Annotated in this window: 20 protein-coding genes; 16 read left to right on the top strand and 4 right to left on the bottom strand. The window is 42.5% G+C overall.

The window, feature by feature from the left end; genetic code table 11:
• Positions 1 to 64 precede the first annotated feature (64 nt).
• The 3 genes from aroA (at position 65) to MHB64_RS19475 (ending at position 3,390) form a co-directional block, all read left to right on the top strand.
• The gene (gene aroA, locus MHB64_RS19485) at positions 65 to 1,411 is read left to right on the top strand and encodes a 3-phosphoshikimate 1-carboxyvinyltransferase (protein ID WP_341135176.1); all 1,347 of its coding nucleotides are present in this window, start codon (positions 65 to 67) and stop codon (positions 1,409 to 1,411) included.
• 18 nt (positions 1,412 to 1,429) lie between these two features.
• Positions 1,430 to 2,485: a chorismate synthase gene (gene aroC, locus MHB64_RS19480; protein ID WP_094869562.1), complete on the top strand. Its 1,056-nt coding sequence runs from the start codon at positions 1,430 to 1,432 to the stop codon at positions 2,483 to 2,485.
• A gap of 224 nt (positions 2,486 to 2,709) precedes the next feature.
• Positions 2,710 to 3,390 (top strand): hypothetical protein, encoded by a 681-nt coding sequence (locus MHB64_RS19475; protein WP_280786424.1) that lies wholly within the window; start codon positions 2,710 to 2,712, stop codon positions 3,388 to 3,390.
• A 146-nt stretch (positions 3,391 to 3,536) separates the two neighbouring features.
• On the opposite strand, the gene MHB64_RS19470 is transcribed toward MHB64_RS19475, so the two are convergent.
• The 3 genes from MHB64_RS19470 to MHB64_RS19460 form a co-directional block, all read right to left on the bottom strand.
• On the bottom strand, positions 3,537 to 4,211 hold the full coding sequence (locus tag MHB64_RS19470; protein WP_094869564.1) for an SOS response-associated peptidase: 675 nt from the start codon (positions 4,209 to 4,211) through the stop codon (positions 3,537 to 3,539).
• A 171-nt stretch (positions 4,212 to 4,382) separates the two neighbouring features.
• Entirely contained in the window at positions 4,383 to 5,990 is a 1,608-nt protein-coding gene (locus MHB64_RS19465) for a glycoside hydrolase family 5 protein (protein WP_341135175.1), read from the bottom strand.
• A 236-nt stretch (positions 5,991 to 6,226) separates the two neighbouring features.
• The gene (locus MHB64_RS19460) at positions 6,227 to 7,060 is read right to left on the bottom strand and encodes a MurR/RpiR family transcriptional regulator (protein WP_094876047.1); all 834 of its coding nucleotides are present in this window, start codon (positions 7,058 to 7,060) and stop codon (positions 6,227 to 6,229) included.
• Positions 7,061 to 7,240: 180 nt separating this feature from the next.
• Between MHB64_RS19460 and MHB64_RS19455 the strand changes: the two genes are divergently transcribed.
• The 7 genes from MHB64_RS19455 (at position 7,241) to MHB64_RS19425 (ending at position 14,451) form a co-directional block, all read left to right on the top strand.
• A complete protein-coding gene (locus tag MHB64_RS19455; protein WP_094869567.1) occupies positions 7,241 to 8,119 on the top strand; it encodes a cell division protein FtsQ in 879 nt (292 codons plus the stop codon).
• A complete protein-coding gene (locus tag MHB64_RS19450) occupies positions 8,112 to 9,860 on the top strand; it encodes an ABC transporter ATP-binding protein (protein WP_341135174.1) in 1,749 nt (582 codons plus the stop codon). The genes MHB64_RS19455 and MHB64_RS19450 overlap by 8 nt, the downstream gene beginning before the upstream one ends.
• Entirely contained in the window at positions 9,847 to 10,680 is an 834-nt protein-coding gene (locus MHB64_RS19445) for an energy-coupling factor transporter transmembrane component T family protein (protein WP_341135173.1), read from the top strand. Before MHB64_RS19450 ends, MHB64_RS19445 begins: the two co-directional genes overlap by 14 nt.
• A gap of 34 nt (positions 10,681 to 10,714) precedes the next feature.
• The gene (locus tag MHB64_RS19440; RefSeq protein WP_341135172.1) at positions 10,715 to 11,509 is read left to right on the top strand and encodes a PHP domain-containing protein; all 795 of its coding nucleotides are present in this window, start codon (positions 10,715 to 10,717) and stop codon (positions 11,507 to 11,509) included.
• A 231-nt stretch (positions 11,510 to 11,740) separates the two neighbouring features.
• Positions 11,741 to 12,388, top strand: a complete 648-nt coding sequence (locus MHB64_RS19435; RefSeq protein WP_094869571.1) for a FusB/FusC family EF-G-binding protein — start codon at positions 11,741 to 11,743, stop codon at positions 12,386 to 12,388.
• Between the two features lie 200 nt (positions 12,389 to 12,588).
• Positions 12,589 to 13,062, top strand: a complete 474-nt coding sequence (locus MHB64_RS19430) for a MarR family transcriptional regulator (RefSeq protein ID WP_094869572.1) — start codon at positions 12,589 to 12,591, stop codon at positions 13,060 to 13,062.
• Positions 13,063 to 13,215: 153 nt separating this feature from the next.
• Complete coding sequence (locus MHB64_RS19425) at positions 13,216 to 14,451, top strand: MFS transporter (RefSeq protein WP_341135171.1); 1,236 nt, start codon at positions 13,216 to 13,218, stop codon at positions 14,449 to 14,451.
• A 76-nt stretch (positions 14,452 to 14,527) separates the two neighbouring features.
• Here MHB64_RS19425 and MHB64_RS19420 read toward each other — a convergent pair whose 3' ends face one another.
• Positions 14,528 to 14,752, bottom strand: a complete 225-nt coding sequence (locus MHB64_RS19420; protein ID WP_341135170.1) for a hypothetical protein — start codon at positions 14,750 to 14,752, stop codon at positions 14,528 to 14,530.
• 171 nt (positions 14,753 to 14,923) lie between these two features.
• On the opposite strand from MHB64_RS19420, the gene MHB64_RS19415 reads away from it, so the two are divergent.
• The 6 genes from MHB64_RS19415 to MHB64_RS19390 all read left to right on the top strand — a co-directional run bounded on the left by MHB64_RS19415 (position 14,924) and on the right by MHB64_RS19390 (position 20,069).
• A complete protein-coding gene (locus MHB64_RS19415) occupies positions 14,924 to 15,763 on the top strand; it encodes a DegV family protein (protein WP_094869575.1) in 840 nt (279 codons plus the stop codon).
• Positions 15,764 to 15,959: 196 nt separating this feature from the next.
• A complete protein-coding gene (locus MHB64_RS19410; protein WP_341135169.1) occupies positions 15,960 to 16,664 on the top strand; it encodes a response regulator transcription factor in 705 nt (234 codons plus the stop codon).
• Between the two features lie 112 nt (positions 16,665 to 16,776).
• Positions 16,777 to 18,060 (top strand): sensor histidine kinase, encoded by a 1,284-nt coding sequence (locus MHB64_RS19405; protein WP_341135168.1) that lies wholly within the window; start codon positions 16,777 to 16,779, stop codon positions 18,058 to 18,060.
• 41 nt (positions 18,061 to 18,101) lie between these two features.
• The gene (locus MHB64_RS19400) at positions 18,102 to 19,217 is read left to right on the top strand and encodes an AI-2E family transporter (protein WP_280786417.1); all 1,116 of its coding nucleotides are present in this window, start codon (positions 18,102 to 18,104) and stop codon (positions 19,215 to 19,217) included.
• Between the two features lie 35 nt (positions 19,218 to 19,252).
• Positions 19,253 to 19,603, top strand: a complete 351-nt coding sequence (locus MHB64_RS19395; protein WP_042129003.1) for an Asp23/Gls24 family envelope stress response protein — start codon at positions 19,253 to 19,255, stop codon at positions 19,601 to 19,603.
• Between the two features lie 79 nt (positions 19,604 to 19,682).
• Positions 19,683 to 20,069, top strand: coding sequence for a hypothetical protein (locus tag MHB64_RS19390; protein WP_094869579.1), 387 nt, complete (start codon positions 19,683 to 19,685; stop codon positions 20,067 to 20,069).
• Positions 20,070 to 20,096: the final 27 nt, after the last annotated feature.

Raw genomic sequence — 20,096 nt, 5'->3', positions numbered from 1 at the left:
TTTCATTTATTGCATCTCATTCATTATAATCAGGCTAGAGGAATAATTCAAAGGGGGGGATGAAATGGAATCCAATCAACCGGACTTAGAAGCACGTTCTCCATGGTCAACGAATAGCGATAAACACATAGTGAAGATTAGCCCAGCGAAAGCGGAAATCTATGGGACGATAACCATATCAGGAAGCAAAAGTCTGACAAATCGGGCCTTGGTAATCGCTGCTTTGGCTGAAGGACGTTCAGAAATAAAGGGTATATTAAAAAGTGATGATTCTTACTGGTGTATTGATTCGTTAATGAAACTGGGGATTCCCGTTATGATAGAAGGAGAGACAGCTGTTGTGGAGGGATGTGGCGGCAACTGGCCGAATCCGACTGGTGAGCTATATGTAGGAGCGGCAGGTACGGTTGCAAGATTCTTACCCGCTGCACTCGCGGCAGGGACGGGTACTTGGACAATGAATGGAAGTAAACGACTCTGTGAGCGTCCACTCGCTCCATTACTCGACGCATTAACGACCCTTGGTGCACAATTTGAGTATAAACAAGTAGAGCGCTGTTTACCTTTTACATTGGAGGCAAAAGGTCTGCAAGGAGGAAGGGCTACGCTGCCCGGCTACACTTCAAGTCAATTTATTAGTGGATTGCTGCTCGCGGCGCCGTATGCCAAGGACCAGGTGACCGTGTATATAGATGGAGAAGTTGTGCAAAGAGATTATGTCGAGATGACCCTTGCCATGATGGCCTCCTTTGGTGTAACACCAGAAGCATCTCAGGATGGTCAATCGATAACGGTTCCTACAGGAAAGTATCACGGTCATACGATCACTTTAGAGCCTGATGTATCCACATGCTGTTACTTTTGGGCTGTTGCGGCGCTTACGGCAGGCCGTGTTCGAATTGAAGGAATCAATGCAAGCCATACAAGTCAACCTGATATCGAATTTTTAGACGTTCTGGAGTTAATGGGCTGTACCGTTCTTCGTGGGGAGAATTTTGTTGACGTACAAGGTGTCCCACGGCTTAAGGGTGGCTTCACAGTGAGTATGAAGAAGTGGTCGGATCAAACACTAACCATGGCTGCTATGGCTATTTTTGCAGATGGTCCAATCACTCTAAAGGATGCCGCACATATCAGACATCATGAATGTGATCGGATATCCGCGATATGCGAGGAAATAAGTAAGCTTGGAATACGTGTGGAAGAGTTTGAGGATGGTCTAACGGTATATCCGGGTCAGCCAATCCCAGCTTTACTAAATTCTCATGACGATCATCGGATGGCTATGGCGCTTTCTTTAATTGGCTTGAAGATTGAGAATATTCAGATTATCGACCCTGGTTGTGTCTCCAAAACCTGTCCAGATTATTTTGACCGTTTGTCAGCGTTAGGCGTACAGGTCCAATACTAACTAAGGAGTGCATATATAATGGCAGGAAATACATTCGGTGAAGTGTTCAAAATTACAACCTTCGGTGAGTCACATGGTGTGTCGGTAGGTGTCATAGTGGATGGTGTAACACCTGGTGTCGAGATTAACGAAGCGTATATACAGAAACAGATGGATCGGAGAAAACCGGGCCAATCTTCAGTAACTACTCCTCGTAAAGAATATGATGTTGTCCACATACAATCAGGAGTATTTGAGGGAAAAACAACAGGTACGCCGCTTTTTGTAGTTCTTCAAAACCACGATATGAGACCAGAAGCGTACAGCGAGATTCAGGACGCTTTTCGTCCGGGCCATGCCGACTTTACTTATTTAGAGAAATACGGGATTCGGGATCATCGTGGAAGCGGACGTGCTTCTGGTAGAGAAACTGCGGCAAGAGTGGCTGGAGGTGCAATAGCTCGTAAGTTGTTAGAGAGAAGAGGTGTACAGGTAGTAGCATACACGCAAGAAATCGGAGGCATAAAGTGTGAATCCTTCGATGAGGGAATGATTGAACAAAATGCTGTCCGCGCTTGTGATCCTATTGCAGCTGAGAAGATGATTAAAAAGATTGAGGGGTTAGCCGAGATTGGAGATAGCTGTGGAGGTATTGTGGAATGCCGTATTCGTGGCGTGATTCCGGGTCTTGGAGAGCCGGTCTTTGATAAATTGGATGCAGAACTGGCGAAAGCTATGCTGTCCATTGGTGCTGTTAAAGGGATAGAATTTGGAGCTGGCTTTGAAGCGGCAACGATGCTGGGTAGTGAGCATAATGACGCGAGGAATAGCGATGGCTTTCTTACTAATCATTCCGGAGGAATCATCGGGGGGATTAGCACCGGACAAGAAATCGTATTTCGGATCAGTGTAAAACCGACGTCGTCCATCTCTGTGCCACAGCAAACGACTAACATTAAAGGGGAAGAGCAAGAGATACGCACCGAAGGCAGACATGATCCTTGTATTTGTCCGAGAATCGTACCTGTGGTAGAGGCTATGGCTTGTTTAGTACTGGAGGATCAATACAAACGACAAGCTGCTATGCTTGGATGATATAAAAGCGGCATGGCCCATTAGCACATATTGCGCTAATGGGCTTTTTACTGTTCACAGTTCGATTTTACCCCATATAGAAACTTGATCTAGTATATTATGGAATTAGAAAAGCGGAAAAGAACTTATGCAATACTAAATAAAGGAGGGGCGTTAATGGACAACGACAGAGCACCAGTAATATTTCAAAAAGAAACAAAGAACGGGTTGAAAAAGGTGGTTTTATGAGAATATTCACGTTAGGAATTGTAGTATTGATGTTATTTGTTTTAAACCCTACCGTAATAAAAGACAATCCAAATACAGCTATATCGAAGATAGAAGCATCTGTTGAACCGTCAGAGAAATTAGTGGCAGAAAGCTTAAGTGAATTGGCTAATCGTAAATTTTCTATAAAAGAAGATCAGAACAATGAAGAAGATTATGATTCTATTGTGACCTTTGGAAAAGCCTTCGTTAATCTTTATACCGGAGCTGTTGCAAAACAAGAAACTGTATCCTTTGAGAATTACATCTCGAGTGCAAATCTTCTTAAATTCACAGATAAAATGTTGGAATTAACACAAAAGCAGGCATTGAACGGTGCCAGTAGTGTGAATTTCGGTCTCGATAATGAGTTTAATGAAGAAGTGATTAATAAAATTGATAAGAATCTTTACTATCTGAGCTTACCTTTTTCAAACGAAGGGTCTGGATTGACTTGCACACTGTTAGTTCAATCTTCAAATAAGTCATTGGAAATTGTTGATTTGTACTTTGGCTACAAAGATGGTGTAGATACTTTCACAACGGGTCACCCTGCGGAAAGAAACTTTGACAATCCACAAATATGGGATGACCAAGAATGGGTGGATGGTGTTTTTGAAAAGCTTGAACAATATGAAGCCGAACTCTCCGTCAAGTAGACAGTAGAAGAATAGAGATCCGAGCAGCAACTTGCTTTCAATATTCAGCGGTAACAATAAAAGCAGCGGTATGTTAAGGCTTTAGTTTCCCGCCCTAGCACCGCTGCTTCATTATTAAGGTATTCTAATCCAATTCTACTAGTATCTCAAGGTTTTACCCAGGAGCCCTTCAGATCCATTTCCCGGATACAATCGGCCGAGTCATTCCTGTTGTCGTTAATCATTGGGGTAACTGGGTACACCTGCATTTCATCTGCTGAATAAGGCCGCAGAATCGGATTCAGTGCTTCCAGATCATTTGTCTCCTCATCAAGCCATCGAGTGATATCCTGTGGGGACAAAATCGCCGGCATCCGGCTCTCAAATTCGCTAATCAGTGGATTGGCATCAGTCATGACCAGAGAACAGGTACGAAGAGGCTCCCCGCGCGTATCCCGCCAAATTTCGTATAGACCAGCCACTCCGAACATACTGCGATTATTCATGACTACCCGAACTGGATAAGTCTTCTTGCCTTCCTTTTTCCAATAATAAAACCCATTGCACGGGATAATACAACGATGCTTGTCCACCATCTTGCGGTAGGTTGGATTCTGATGCACGTTACGGAGATCCGCATTGATCGCATCTTTTCCCCAATAAGGAACGAATCCCCAGCGGAACTCATCTAGAATTCGCTCACCATCCTGTTGTAAAACTACCGGCATATCCTGCGTGGGACTAATATTATAGCGGTCTTTATAGTAGTACATCACTCGGTTGATTTCAAAATGATCCCTAATTTCCTGCAGTTCGGCCGCTAGCGAAAAACGTTGACACATGAAACATCAGCCTCCTTTTGTTTCGTAGTGTTTGTAAAAGGAGGTAAATTATTCATGGCTTCCGAGGTCGCCTATTAATTGACCTGAATCCTGTGGTTGACAGTAATAAAGGAGCCGTAAGGTACGGCCCCTCGCAGTTTATCTTTTTTGTTATTTAACAGTTTTAATAAATTATTGCAGACTCACACTATCTAGATAAATAGCGGATTGGCCACTACTGTTCGAGGAGGCGCGGAATTCCACCCCAATTTCTTTGACTGCGGACAAATTCGAAATGCCGCTGAGGGATAGTGTCAAAGTGGTACCGACGTTCGATTGAATCAGATTCTCTCCAGAATCATACCATGTCCACCCGGACCCGGTCTTCAAGTATAGTTTCGCATAGATTCCGTTGCCAATATTTCCCCAGTTCGCATGCTTAACCGTTACTTTCAGACTGCTTTTTCCGGACAGGTTTTGATTTGAGGTTATATATAGGCTATGCGTGGAATTGGATTGTAAGGAGACATCGGCTTTGAGAGTTTGCGCTCCCGTAGCTTTCCATTCATTGGTGACCCATGGTCCTCCCGAAATATTGTTTCCCGACCAACCTTGAGTTCCCGACTCAAAATCATATAAGATCGCCCCGTTATTTCCCGGACTCGGGCTTGGTGTAGGAGTAGGTGTAGGTGTAGGTGTAGGTGTAAGAGTAGGTGTAGGAGTAGGTGTAGGAGTAGGAGTAGGAGTAGGAGTAGGAGTAGGAGTAGGAGTAGGTGTAGGTGTAGGTGTAGAAGTAGGGCTTGAGGTTGGAGTTACACCTCCGAAAATGCCGGACAACACAGAAGTTGCTTTTATGCCGTTACTGCCATTCACAACGGTATTGCCGAACGAGGTGAGGGAGTTGCCTGTCCAATCATTCGTCATATCAAGATAAGCCAAGTCACTGCTATTGCCCTTCCAGGACCAAGCCAACCAGCCGACTCCTTTCTCTTGGGAATAGCTCATAATGGTGGCTTCATCCACATCACCGTTTGTATGCTGTCCGCCAAATTCGCCGATAATCAGCGCAAGATTCTTGTTCAGCACACCGTCAATATTGGATTTGACGGTATTTGCATTGCCCCCAGCATATTCATACATATGGACAGAGAACAATGTATTTTTTAACGGGTCCGCATTCAGTACTTCCGTCCCATAATTTTTGACCGAATCTGGATATTGTCCCCAGCCAGCAGAATCAACAATCAGCGTATGATTTAGACCGGCGTTTCGTAATTTAGGAATAGCTTGCTTATAACCATTAGCCCAGGCTACTCCATCCCATGTTCCGTACCACTCGTTAGCTATATTTATGAGTACACGGTCTTCTTTGCCAATCAGTGCGTCTTTAATACTGATCCAGTAATTAACGGCGTTGTCCAAATCGGATAGACTATCGCTTCCTGTTGCGTCATGTACTTCCAAAACGGCAATTAGTTTATTTTGTTCACAGAGGCTGATGATATTTTTGATGGCATTCACATCATCAATCGTCCATTTGTATCCATTCGCTAATACAATGCGTACCGTGTTGGCACCAGTTTTAGCAATGGCTGGTATTGCGGTAGACAATTGATCCTTATACCATGTGTGCGCATGATTGACTCCTCGCATAACAAATGGTTGTCCTGTAGCATCCATTAATTTGGTACCGCTTACATAAAATCCGCTCGCAGCATGTGCTTTGTTCGAAAGTTGTCCGGTCCATGTGAAAATCAGTAAGAATGCTACAAATGTAATTGACCACTTGCGTAAAATCACCAAAAACCACCTCATGAATTTTATTTATGTAAACCCTCATTAAGTTTATACTGGTAACGTCCGTTCACCTCCTATTGTTAGAATAATGAGGGAGTCATATTTAACTGTGCGTTCATGAATTCACTAATTTCTTTGGATTTATCGTTATTATATTAGCATTATGTTATTTTGAAAGCGTATGATTATTTTATGCAATTGACTAAATTTCGCTTTAAAAATTGTTTTTTATTAAGAACTCAATTCCTCGGAAGCTTCCCTCCATACTGTGCTCTTAGCTGCTGTAATTTGTCTAATTTGCTTAGACTACTATCTCTATTTGCTAAACCCACCCCAAGAATCAGATTCTCGATAATATATGTGGGACCGACCATGGAGTGAAACTCCCAAACCTCACCTCTCCCGGCATAGAGTACAATACCTGCATCTTGGGATCGAGGATACACAAGTCTGTCAGTGATCAGGATGACCTGGTAATTAGCTTCACGTGCTTGGTCCAGAATCACTTCGATTTCAGGTAACAGTTGAACGAATCCAAAGACAAGCAATACATCTTTTTGATCAGCATGCATTAAGGACTCTAGCAGTTCGTGTCCGCTGGGGGCCATTTTTTTCATCTGTAGTCCAAAACGCGCCATTCGATAAATCATCAGCTCGGCTAGTCCAGCACAAGGGCCTGGGCTATATACATATACAATGCGAGCTGCAGATAGTGCTACTACTGCACGCTGCAGCGCCTCGTCGCTCAAATAGCGGCGTGTCTCTTGCAGATGATGTAAGCAATTGTCCAGCAGCACTTGAGGAAGTGAACGATCATCCGATCTTTGCATGGCATCACGCATTTTTATGGAAGGGGTGGATTCAAAGCGGAAACGGAGCCGGTTTTTGAAATCTTTGGCATGTTTGAATCCAGCCGCTTTCCAGAACCGCGAGACGGAGGCAATGCTTAATTGAAGTTCATCTGCCATTTCCTGTTCCGTCATATAGACTACACGTTGCTCATTTTTCTGAATAAAGTCAGCAATTATTCGTTGATTTGGTGAGAAGGCGCGGCGATTCCAATCTTTATACAATCTCTCATTCCTCCTAATATGAAGTGTTAAATAGAATATAACGTATGAAGATGTTGTAAATATTTTTACAACGTTAAAAATACTGAAAAAAATATTACTCCCATTTAACAATTGGTAAAAGTTGTGCTGACATGACCTTCTTATAATGAAGATAAATTCTTGTAGGGAGGTCAAATATTCATGAGTACGATAAAAACGCGCTACACGTTGACTCAGTCACAAAAAATGATGATTTTTGTACTGTCGATGTCGCTTTACGGTTTGTCCAATATGTTTACGGAGCTTGTGCCTGGGATCAAACTAGGCCCCATTGAATTATCGATTGAATATTTCGCATTCATTCCTTTGACCTTATGTATGCTGTTTCATCCACTGTATGCGGCCATTGGGGCAGCTGTGGGTGAAGTGATCTTTGGGGAACTGATGTTAGGTCAATTTGGCGGGCTGGGCGAATTGGAGAAATTCATCACCTTCTCACTAGCGATGTATACCGCTGGCCGTATGGTATCTGATCCGAAGAATCGTAGACAGGTTGGAGTAGCAGCGATTACTGGCGTAGCGATTCACCAGTTCTTCAGCTCTGTTGTGGATATAGTGAAAGTATGGGTGGGTGTAGAAGAACTTGAAGCTGTTAAAGGTCTGGCAGAGAGTATCGTTGTAATCGAGGGAGTTGGCTTTTTGAACGACGTACTCTTCTCCGGTATCTTGTTCGCTCTAATTCCTACTATGTATCTGGTCCCACGTTTATATGGGAAAATCGAACCTTTGCTTGGTATGAAGCCGCGTGAACGGAACATGAAATATGCTACAGGGGCTTGGCTATCTCCTAAGCTAGTTATTTTTGGAACGATTCTGGTCATGGTTGCGCTTGGATCAGAATTGCTCTCGGAATCCGGATGGAACTTTGGTGACTTTGAGTTTGCTTGGGCAGAGTCGAATGAAGAGAGCTTAATCTGGCTAAGTATGCTGGTAGCGGCAATTGTTGCAGCAACAGCAATTATATCCCTGATTCGGCGGTCAGTACGTAAAAGACAGGAAGCGGGTCAAGTAGATGCGTAAATCAATACTCGAACTGAATGGAGTCACCTTTACTTATCCGGGAGCCGAACAACCTGTACTGCAAGATGTATCTTTGCGGCTAGAAGAAGGAGATTTCATTGCCATTATAGGTAGTAATGGTTCGGGAAAATCCACGCTGTGTAAATGCTTTAATGGCTTGATTCCTCATTATTACACAGGGGACTTCACTGGAGAGGCGACGATCTGTGGACAACCGGCGGATGGGAAAAGTGTAGCTGAGCTTTCCAGGCATATCGGGTATGTTTATCAGGATTTTGAGAATCAATTAGTGCGTCCGACGGTCCTAGATGATGTGTCGTTTACGCCACTCAATTATGGATTTGCCGATTATAGGGAGCGGGGAGAGCGGGCACTGGCACTAACCGGACTTAGCGATTTAAGAAATGAATTCATCTGGCAATTGAGTGGCGGGCAAAAACATTTGCTCGCTTTAGCCGGAGCACTAGCGATGGATCCGGAAATTCTAGTCATTGATGAACCGGTAGCTCAGCTGGATCCGCAGCATGCCCGCCATATCTATGATATTCTGCGCCGTTTGAATGAGGAGCATGGGAAGACCATTGTAGTGATCGAACATCATGCGGAATTTATTGCTGACTATTGTAAGAATGTCGTCCTGATGGATAAGGGGAGAATGTGCTGGCAGAAGCCGGTGCGCGAAGCTTTATCATCTGTAAAAGAACTGCTGGAGCTGGGCATTTATCCCCCGGATGTGACTCGGGCAGCTTGGCTCTTGCAATCTGATGCGCCGCTAACCCAATTCCTTCCCTTGAGCGCTGAAGAAGGGAATGCCCACATGATATTGCGGCAGGATAGGATCCAGAGAAATGATCCATCTGACTATATGAAGGAGCAGTCCCTTACTGTAAATCGGGAAGTGAAGAGTGTCGTTCAGATGGAGAATGTATACCTCTCATACCGTACCATTCATAAGACGATGCATCCTGTCTTGAATGGTGTTCAGCTGGAACTGCGGCAGGGTGAGTCTATTGCTCTTATTGGCAACAACGGGGCGGGAAAATCTTCTTTAATGAAGCTGATTGCTGGAATTGTCAGACCTACAGCTGGAACCGTAAATGTGAAAGGGATGACCGTGAACGGTCTGCCACCCGAGCGTCTCTCCGGTACCGTAGCATACGTATTTCAGAACCCAGAGGAAATGTTCATTGAGGATTCTGTACGCAAAGAAATTGCTTATTATTTGAAGGCGCGGAAGCTACCAGACGCAGAAGAGAGAGTAGAAGAAATGCTAAAAGCATTCCGGCTCCATGAATTAGCAGAACGTGACGCTCGACTTCTGAGTGGGGGTCAGCAGCGCCGGGTATCGCTAGCCATTGGTGCAGCTGTTCGTCCTGCCGTCATGCTGCTCGATGAACCAACGGCCAATTTGGATATTTCGACCAAACAGGAAATGGTTCATGTGCTGGAAACGCTTCGCAGTCATGTTGAGACAGTGGTGATCGCGACTCACGATATGCAGCTTGTGTCTGAGTGGGCGACCAGGATTATCGTTATGCATCAAGGCAGGATTATTGCTGACGGAACGAAAGATGAAATCTTCGCTGACGGACTTCTATTACGGAGGGCGGGTCTGGCTCAGACGCAATTGATGGAGCTGAGCCGTATGCTCGGTCTGCCCAAAATTTGCAGCAGCTTAGAGGAATTCGTAAGTCTAGTGGAAGTGAAAAAGGAGGTAGCTGCAATCCATGGAAGCTGTTAAACGGGCACTTGACCGTATATCTGTAGAACAAATTAAACTGGAGCTCTTAGGGACTGCTTATAACAGTAGCAGTACATTTCTGGGGAGGCTCGACCCGCGAACGCTGCTACTTTGGTATTTGTTCTTTGCCATCGTGCCTTGGTTCGTACATAACCGTACAGTTTTGTTAGGGATGTTCGTGCTTATGGTCTTAACGACTGTCCTCTCCCGGGTCAGCCCGTATATTATTTTTATATTGTGTCTGGGATTAATCAGCCAAATTGGGTGGATGTTCATCCTGTCTCTCTTTTTCGGCGGAGGAATTGAATCGTTGCTGCCTATGTTGACGCTGACACTTAAGCTCTCAGTAATATCACTAGCTAGTATTACGGTGTTCTCCAGTCTCGATCCGGAAAGACTTAGTGACGGCCTGCTATCCTTAGGGATTCCAGATACATTTGCTTTCAGCTTATCTTATGGTTATCGTATTTTACCTACGTTACTGGAGGAATTCCATCAGATTTTGTTATCCTTCAGACTGAGAGGGCAAAGACCGCTGCAACATGGTTTGTTGTATTGGAGAACAGCAACATATTATTTGCGCATTGTGATCCTGGCATTTTATCCACTCATGCTAAATACCGCTAAACGTTCCCGGACCACGATCGAGTCGCTTGAGACTCGGGGATTTAGCTACGGTCTTAACAATAAGAAAGTGAAGAAGATTAAGCTATCTTATTTGAAAATGAAGCGGTCCGACTGGTACTTTTTATCCGGATCCACCGTTTATGTTATTTTGCTTTTTTGGATCGGTTACCTCTACCCTAAACTGGTGTATTAACATCACTCATAAGCTCAAAGGAGACGAATTAGACATGAATATTGATCTGCATACCCACGGTAAATTATCTAAGAAATCAACCTTTTCCCCTGAATATTTTGCTGAAATGATGTTTGAGGCGAAAGCGAACGGATTACAGGCAGTAGCTTTGACCGAGCACTTTAACACTTCTAATTTCTTTGCGATGTATGAGACGCTGGACCAGACTTATCCTTATAACGGACATTATTATAATGTAAACGGACTTAAACTGTTTCCGGGTATGGAGGTGGATATCGCGGAGACGGGTCATATTCTGCTGATTGGACTTAAGGAGAATATTCTAGCCGTTCGCGCTTTACTGGATGAGCATACGAAGGAGGGGGATTTTATTCCTTTCAAGGATCTGCTGGACATGGCTGATGAACATAAGCTTTGGAAAATCGGAGCTCATCCCTTCCGAATCTCTACGCCATTACATCAACTGGATCCAGAGCTGCTTCGGAGATTAGATGCTTTTGATTTCAATGCAAAGGATATTTACATGCAGGGGGCAGAGACTTACAAGAACCTGATCACACCTTTTGCTGAAAAGCTTGGTGTACCGGTGATTGCCGGTAGTGATAGTCATCAATGTCTGCAATATGGTAGTGTTCTGAATCGGTTGAATATTACCTGCTCAACGGTTGAGGAATTGAAAGAAACCATTAAGCAAGGCAACTACGAAATTGAGCTTTCGCCGTGTCTTCACACCAAAGTGAAAGCTTCAGTCATGATGAAGAAACTTTTGAAGCAGCTCATTGGTGAAGCACCTTCCAGAGATGAAGCAGAGGTTGGCAACATGGTCTAGCCGATGGCAAACATTCCTGTTATACTTTTTTCGTGAATGTAATCGGAGGTGGTACTGTGCTAATGCTGGTTTGCCCATTAGCTAGAAGTTCCTCACGCAAAGCCTAAATTAGGGCGATACTTTGCGTGAGGTGCGATAGGATGGATGATCGCCCAAACTAAATATTATCGTTTCTAATAATGGGCTTTGCACCTTATGAAATTTTCATAACAAATAAGGGGCTGAAGAGCAATGAATACACCATTTATTAGAAACCATCAATATAATTTTATTAAAAAACAAACAGACTTCCTTCTAAAAACACTGCGAACTGTAGCGGATCGAAGAGTCTTGGAGACGGTAAGATATCGTTCATCGTTGAATGTTGTAGAAGCTTTTTCAACACTAAGTGATAGTCAGCAGCAGTTGCTGCAACAAATATCAGCCTTTGAGACTGCATACGATTTTCAGAAGTATCTTAGTGGATTAGAGCCTTATTTAGAACCTTTTCCGCAGATTACACCGAAACAGATTCAGAAGTTGTTCCCTAAGAATAAAAAGCTGAAGGTACCTGATTTATCAGCCATCGACTTTCGATATATGACATATTTGAGCTGGATAGATATTGCTACCAATAAATTATTTATTGTATATCCGTTCGAAGGGCAGTTTATCGGTATTGAAGGTAGAATGACACCAATGAACAAGAAGGGGTATTGCCTGTTCTGTAATCGGCAGCAACAGCTCGCCTTTTTTACGGTCAAGACCAAGCTTGCGAAATCTTCGCCGGATGATTACTCTTCCATTGGCCAATATATTTGCATTGAGAGCCAAGCATGTAATCATAGGATTACGGATACAGCAGCACTAGAGAGATTCATTCTCTCCACTCGTGCATAATGTTAGGATTAGCAAAGGCTGCTTTTGTAAGTAGCTTCAGAATATAGAGCAATAGGGTTTTGAAACGAATGATTTCGTTTCGAAACCCTATTTGCTGTTCGCTCAATTCCTGAATTAATGATTTTAAATATTGTTGAAATAGAAACAAAAAATAATGTGATATAATATTGTTAATGCAAGAGCGGGTGGGAGGACAGGTCATGAACAAAGAAGATCAGATCCTAACGGGTGTCAGGGACCTATATAATAAGATGGTCTGGCTTAACAAAGATAAGATGGAAGCCAGTCTTAAGGGTTATACATCTTCTGAAGTACATTGTATTGAATACATTGAAAAAAATGTAGATTCCAACGTAACAAAACTTGCGGAGTCCTTTTTTATGACGCGCGGTGCCATAAGTAAATTAACTAAGAAACTCATAGAAAAAGGCCTGATCGAAAGCTACCAGAAGTCGGATAACAAAAAAGAAATCTATTTTAGGCTTACTGAGCAAGGAAAAGTAATTTATAAAATCCATGAGAACCTTCACAAAGAGTTTCAAGAGCGGGATAAGGCCGTCTTTGAGCAGATAACCGAGGAACAATTTGATAGTATGCTTAGTTTCGTGGAAAAATATAGTAGTCATTTGGATGCGGAAATAAAAAAACAGGGTAAAGATATGAAATCGGAATAAAATTTGAATAATGAAATTGAACCAGATGCAGTCGGGCTCTATGGAGAACGGCTGTATTTTTATTGTGATTATTTTGTTGACAAGGAAACAAAATGGCGATACGATAAACATGTTTCCTAGGAATCAAAATGCAAATTTAAGGAGTGAACATAAATGTCCATATTTAAATCACACAATGAACAGAACACAGGACAATCCGTAGATAAGCACGCATTAATATTCGGTCTTATCTCTGTGTTTCTTTGCGGAATTGGCTTTAGTATCGTAATGCCTGTCGTCCCTTTCTTAGTGCAGCCATATACAAGCAGTCCGGGAGAACAAGCAATAGTTGTTACGATGCTGACCTCGGTTTATGCAGTCTGTGTATTTTTTGCAGCCCCCGTACTTGGAGCTTTGAGCGACAAATATGGCAGGCGTCCATTACTCTTAGTATGCCTGTTGGGTTCCGCCATCGGGTACTTGGTTTTTGGTATAGGAGGGGCTCTATGGGTACTATTTGCTGGGCGCATAATCGAAGGTATAACAGGCGGGAGCATAAGCACGATCTTCGCATATTTTGCAGACATCATTCCTGCAGAACAGAGAACCAAATACTTCGGATGGGTGAGTGCAGTTGTAGGTGTAGGCACCGTCATTGGCCCAACGATAGGCGGATTACTTGCTAAGTTTGGTTATTCTGTTCCTTTGTATTTTGGAGCAATCATAACTTTATTGAATGTTGTTTATGGATTCTTTTTTATGCCAGAGAGCCTTGCCGAGAAGAATAGACTGAAGGAGATTACATTTGTAAGACTGAATCCATTTTCACAGCTTGCCAACTTACTTTCTACGAAAAACTTAAATAGGCTGCTAGTCTCAGCTTTTTTACTCTGGATTCCTAACGGATCTTTACAGGCAGTATTTTCTCAATTTACGATAGATACTTTCAGCTGGAAGCCTGCACTAATCGGAGTTATGTTTTCGATTATGGGTCTCCAAGACATCATTTCACAAGGTTTGATCATGCCAAAGCTTTTGAAGAAACTTAGTGATAAACATATAGCAATTCTTGGAATGGCTTCGGAAATTATCGGTTACAGTTTTATTGCTTTATCTGCTTTGCTCTCATTCTATCCTCTTTTAATCGCTGGAATGTTTATATTTGGCTTTGGGGATTCGATCTTTGGGCCTTCATTTAACGGGATGCTTTCCAAGTCTGTCGATTCTAGTGAACAAGGTAGGATTCAAGGAGGTAGCCAGTCTATTCAGGCTTTAGCAAGAATGATTGGGCCTATCATTGGAGGTCAGATTTATGTATCACTAGGCCATGCCGCACCCGCATTTATGGGCATGATCCTTATAGCAGCAGCCATACTCGTCTTGTATAAGCGTCCGGATGTAAATATGTAAACTACCTACGTTTAAGAACATATAAAAAAAGGGTTTCAGAACTCAGGGACAAGTTCTGAAACCCTTTTTGTCAAATTCATTGTTTGTCTTTAGAATTTTTATTGATGACCCGTGCTGGACGAGTTACCCAGGTCGAACGATTCATCGGTTTAACTGTATCAATTCTGTCATTTGACGGTTCATTTAAAGCTTCAGTGGTTTCTGTTTCGGTAGACGCCGTTACTTCTTGATCTGCGGTTTTTTTCCTCGATAGTCCTGTTCCATCATGCTTGCCTCTGTTCCATACTCTTCCCTTACTCATACATACACTCCATTTCTATACGCTTATTCATAAACCATATCATATTAGGACAAGTTAAGGAAGAAAGACATAAGCACAAATCGAAGGATTTTTCAAGTTATATTGGTTACTGGAGATTTCATTTGCCGATAGCTATAATAGTACTGATATTGAAAGGAGAGTACTTATATTATGGCAATCAAGATCATAACAGACAGCGGTTCTGACCTACCCCTTGACTACATGGAGAAGTATAATGTTTCCGTGGTCCATCTACCGGTTCATTTTGGGCATGAGTTAATGCCTGCGGATACGGATACGAAAATCTTTTATGCTAAAATGAGTGAATCCAAGGAGCTACCTACTACAGCAAGTCCCAGTCCAAACCAATTCCTTGAGACATTCAGGCAAGTAGAGGAAGGTACTGACATTATGGTCATTTGTATGTCCTCTAATATTAGTAGCACTTATCAGACGGCTATGATCGCTATGGAAATGTACCAAGAAGAAGGACACACCAATGCGATAGAGGTTATAGATTCCAAGACCTTTTCTGGCGGGTTGTCGCTGATCGTGGGTCTTGCGGCGAAGTGGTCACAGACTTGTTCAAGTCTGCAGGAACTGAAGGTCAAGGTGCTTCAGCAAATGGATGAAGTTCAAGCATATTTTACACTGGACACACTTGAGAATGTGATGAAGGGCGGACGTTTAAGCCGGATATCTGGAGCGGTTGCTTCCGTGTTAAATATCAAACTACTGCTCAAAATCAGCGAAGAGGGTACTGTTGAGGTAGTGGAGAAGACCCGGGGTCTTCCAAAGGCATTAAACCGACTGCTTGCACATTTGGATGAGAAGCAGCATGACTACGAAAAGGCTGTTATCGCTATAGTACACAGTAACTGTGAGAAGCTTGCGCTTGAGATTAAAGAACGCATCTTACAAAAGCACCCGTTCAAAGAAGTTTTACTCTCAAGTATGGGACCTGTAATGGGAACCTATGCGGGTGAAGGTGGAATTGGTGTTGCTTTTTAATAGGACTCTGAGGGCGTTTATATTTGCCAGCAGGCGTTCGGATTTCTGGAATTATACGATCGTACATGGGACGGGTTCCTGTGTGCGATTTTTATTTAAATATAAGAATTTGATGGATGTAATAATTTAGCTATTCTTTAGATTGCGTTTAGGTGGGTTTAATAATCGAAGATTATAGTTAGATGGGGTGATTACTATGTATACAATTCTAATCGCAGATGATGAAGCAGAAATTGTGGAATTGTTGAGATTATATTTAGAGAAAGAGTACAACATTGTGGAAGCGAACAGTGGGACTGAAGCGTTAAAGCAAGTACAGAACCATAAAATTGATTTAGCGATTCTTGATATTATGATGCCTGGTCTAGATGGACTGCAATTATTGAAGAAGATTCGTGAGTCTCATCATTTCCCGGTGTTGTTTTTATCTGCAAAAAGCGAACATTACGACAAAATACTGGGACTTGAACTCGGTGCCGACGATTATATTTCCAAACCGTTTAATCCATTGGAAATTGTAGCTCGTGCGGGAGCTTTACTGCGGCGGGTACATCATTTTGACGCACAGATAATTGAAGAAAAGGCAGCTGAACAGATTGTGTTGGGAGAATTGAGGCTGGATCAAAGCCAGTGTCTGATCTATCGTTCAGGAGAACCCGTCGTTCTTACCTCTACTGAGTACAAAATTCTGGAATTAATGATGAAACAACCGGGCCGGGTCTTTACACGAAAAAAAATATATGAGGCGGTATGGGAAGATTTCTATGTGTACGAAGATAATAGTATCATGGTACATATCAGTAATATCCGGGAAAAGATCGAGGAAGATTCCAAAAAGCCGGTTTATTTAAAGACTATTAGAGGGCTGGGATACAAAATTGAAGCGCCTATGGAGCAATAGAGATCAACGACCTTTACAATCATCGCTGACGCTGGATTTTTTGTTATTCATCTGCATTTTGTTTTTTCTTGTGATTGTTTATTATTTGTTCATTAATCTTGATGTGACCCATATGTTCGAAAAAAATAAAATCGCTGATCCTGATTTGAAGGTTGAAGCGAGTGCCTATCGAGATAATCTGGAGCATGGTATAGAAACCAAACGGCTTCTGCGTAGCGGTGGGTGGATTGAGATCTTGGGTCAAGACAAGAAGGTCATCGACGTTGTTGGTGAGAAGAAAGACGATGTAACACAATATACCGACAACCAGCTCTTAAATAATCTGGAAAACGGAGAAGATCAGGCATACTTCTACTCGTTGACTACACGTAATAATGAGAATGAATCAGAGTGGCTGCTTTTGAAGATCCCTAGAGAAGTTATCGACATTTCAATTAACAGTGATCCATTAGTTGAATACTTCAACCACTCGCTCTCATATTATGTTTTTTTAGGAGTTGGAATGGTTCTCTTGCTTATTATCGTGTACAGCTATTGGGTGGCACGAAGAATCAGGAAGCCGCTGCGTATTATTACGCTTGGTTTGAAGCAGATGATTGAAGGAAATTATGATACTCGTATCTCGCTATATGCAGAGAAAGAATTTTCGCAAATAGGGGAGACTTTTAATTATATGGCGGACGTCATTGAGAAGACAACGAAAGAAAAACGTCAAGCGGAAGAAAGTAAGAAACGCATGATGGTTGATCTTTCTCATGATCTGAAGACACCCATTACGAGTATACAGGGGTTTGCACAGGCGTTGGTTGAAGGTCGTGGGGAGGATGAAGAACGCCAGAAAAGGTATTTAACCTATATCTATAATAAATCCTCGCAAGTGACCAAGCTGATTCAAAATATGGTGGAGCTGCTAAAAATAGATTCCCCAGATTTTTTACTACGAATGGAGCGTCATGAATTGGGTGAGTTTATTCGTGAAATCGTTGCAGACTCCTATGGTGAGATTGAACAAAAGAACTTCATCCTGCAGCTGAATGTTCCTGAACAGGAAGTATTCGCAAACTTCGATGCGGAGCTGCTCTCGAGTGTAGTTCATAATTTGATCTCCAATGCTTTGACCTATAATCCGCCAGGTACTCATCTACGTGTGGAGGTTATCCCTTCGGAGAGTGAGGTTGCAATTGAAATTGCAGATACCGGAGTAGGTATTCCTGAAGAGCTTTGGTCAACGCTTTTTGATCCGTTTGTTCGTGGAGATAAAGCGCGGTCAACTACAGGTGGAACGGGTCTTGGTTTATCCATTGCTATGAAAAATACAGAGAAAATGGGTGGCACGCTTCATCTCAGTCGCGAAAAGAAGGAACCAACGGTATTCACCATCCGTATTCCCAAATAGCGAGATGAAAGCCTCCCGAAAATAGAAGATAGGAGAGAACTATGGCTAAACTGAACACATTCATTCGAGTTTGTATAGCGATCCTTTTGGTGTTAGGCATCGTATTTTTAGGCTCACAAGTTAATTTTATTTTCAGTCCAATCTTGTCTTTGTTCAATGTTATTATCGTGCCCTTAATGTTGGCAGGATTTTTCTATTATTTACTCCGGCCTCTAATCAATACTTTGGAGCGATATAAACTAAATCGCTCTGTTGCGATCATCATTGTATATGTGGTCATTGCATTGCTCTTGTTCGGTTTTAGTATTGGAGTATGGCCTTCACTTCGAACACAGCTAGTTAATTTTGTCGATAATATGCCAAATCTGATCGCAGCCGTGAATCAGCAGTTATTGAGGCTCGAGGACAGTGGATTTTTGGCTTCTATTATCCCAGCAGATATGGATCTTGCTTCCCAATTGACTGAATATTTGAATAAAGGATTTAATCTGATTTCGAATTACGTAACGGGTCTATTCTCCTTTGTTTCAAATTTCGCGATTATTTTATTTACCTTTCCTATTATGTTGTTTTACATGCTTAAGGAAGGTGGGAAATTTGGTCGTAAGATTGTAAGTTTCTTTCCAAAGAAGTATCGTGGAGAAGGAACTACAATGATGAGTGAAATTGACAGTGCGTTAAGTGGATTCATTGTTGGTCGGGTATTAGTCAATCTGGCGCTTGGTGTTTTGATGTATATTGGTTTCCTTATTATTGGACTACAGTATGCATTGTTGCTGACAGTAATTGCTGTTGTAATGAATTTTGTACCTTTCATTGGTGCAATTCTCTCCAGCATCCCAATTTTTATTATCGGATTCATCCAATCGCCGTCCATAGCCGTATGGTCCATCATCATCGTTCTTGTAGCTCAGCAAATTCAGGATAATCTGATTGCTCCCTACATTTTTGGGAAAAAGCTTGATATTCATCCGCTGACAACGATCATTTTAGTGTTGGTTGGTGGAGATATAGGCGGGATTATTGCGATATTGCTGATTATTCCATTGTATATGATTGTGAAAATCCTCTTGACCAAAGTGTATAATTTGTTTGTTAAGAACCACAGGGCAGAGTCAGAGGTAGAAGTAAAGGTAGAGGTAGAGGAGAGTCTTTAATATCTCTTAAATTAACAAATATGGAGGTTGTTTATATGAATGAAGGAACGGAGCAAGGATTAATTCATATCTCAGATGATGTAGTCACATCGATCGTTGGACAGGTGGTTCTGGAAACACCAGGTATTGCTGGGATGTCAGGAAGTAATATTTCGGACAACTGGGCCAAACGTTTGGGCGGTAAAAATGTGAAAAAAGGGTTATCTGTAGAAGTGAAGGAAGTAGACGTTGCCATCGACCTGCGGGTTATTGTTAATTACGGATGTGTGATTCAAGAGGTCTGCTATATGCTGCAAAAAAATGTACGTAATGCTGTGGAGAATATGATGGGCTTGTCCCTTGTTTCGGTAAATGTGAAAGTTGAGAAGGTAGCCCTTCCAGTATAAGGATATCTCTCAAATAGGCACCGTGATATAGGCTTCTGCATAGAATGGAGCAAATCCATTTACGGAGGTCAGAGCATCCATGTCGACATATAACACTGGACAGCAAAATAATGTGATTTATCAGGCCGATCCTGCGGTGATCCGGCACCTGCACGGTGTTCGTGATTCCTTGCATCAATCCTGCAGGCCCTATCTTAACCATCAGGTGAGTATACAGACTTTAGATGGCTTAGTGCATGAAGGCACCCTAGCTGGAGTAGATAATAAACATTTATATTTGAACGTTGCGGTGAATGGCCAAATGCCACGCGGTTATTATAATCCATACCAGCCTTATCATCCGCATCCGGGTCCTGGTCCTTACCCAGGTCCACACCCAGGCCCAGGTCCTTACCCAGGTCCTCCTAATAATAATGTGATTTTGCCGCTTGTGTTGTTCGAACTGCTTGCCATTTCTTTACTCTAGATTATCTTGAAAAAGAACATGTGCTGA

It is taken from the genome of Paenibacillus sp. FSL K6-2859, from assembly GCF_038008265.1.
GTDB classification, from domain to species: Bacteria; Bacillota; Bacilli; order Paenibacillales; family Paenibacillaceae; genus Paenibacillus_AQ; species Paenibacillus_AQ nitricinens.
This window is presented reverse-complemented; position numbering and strand designations above follow the sequence as displayed.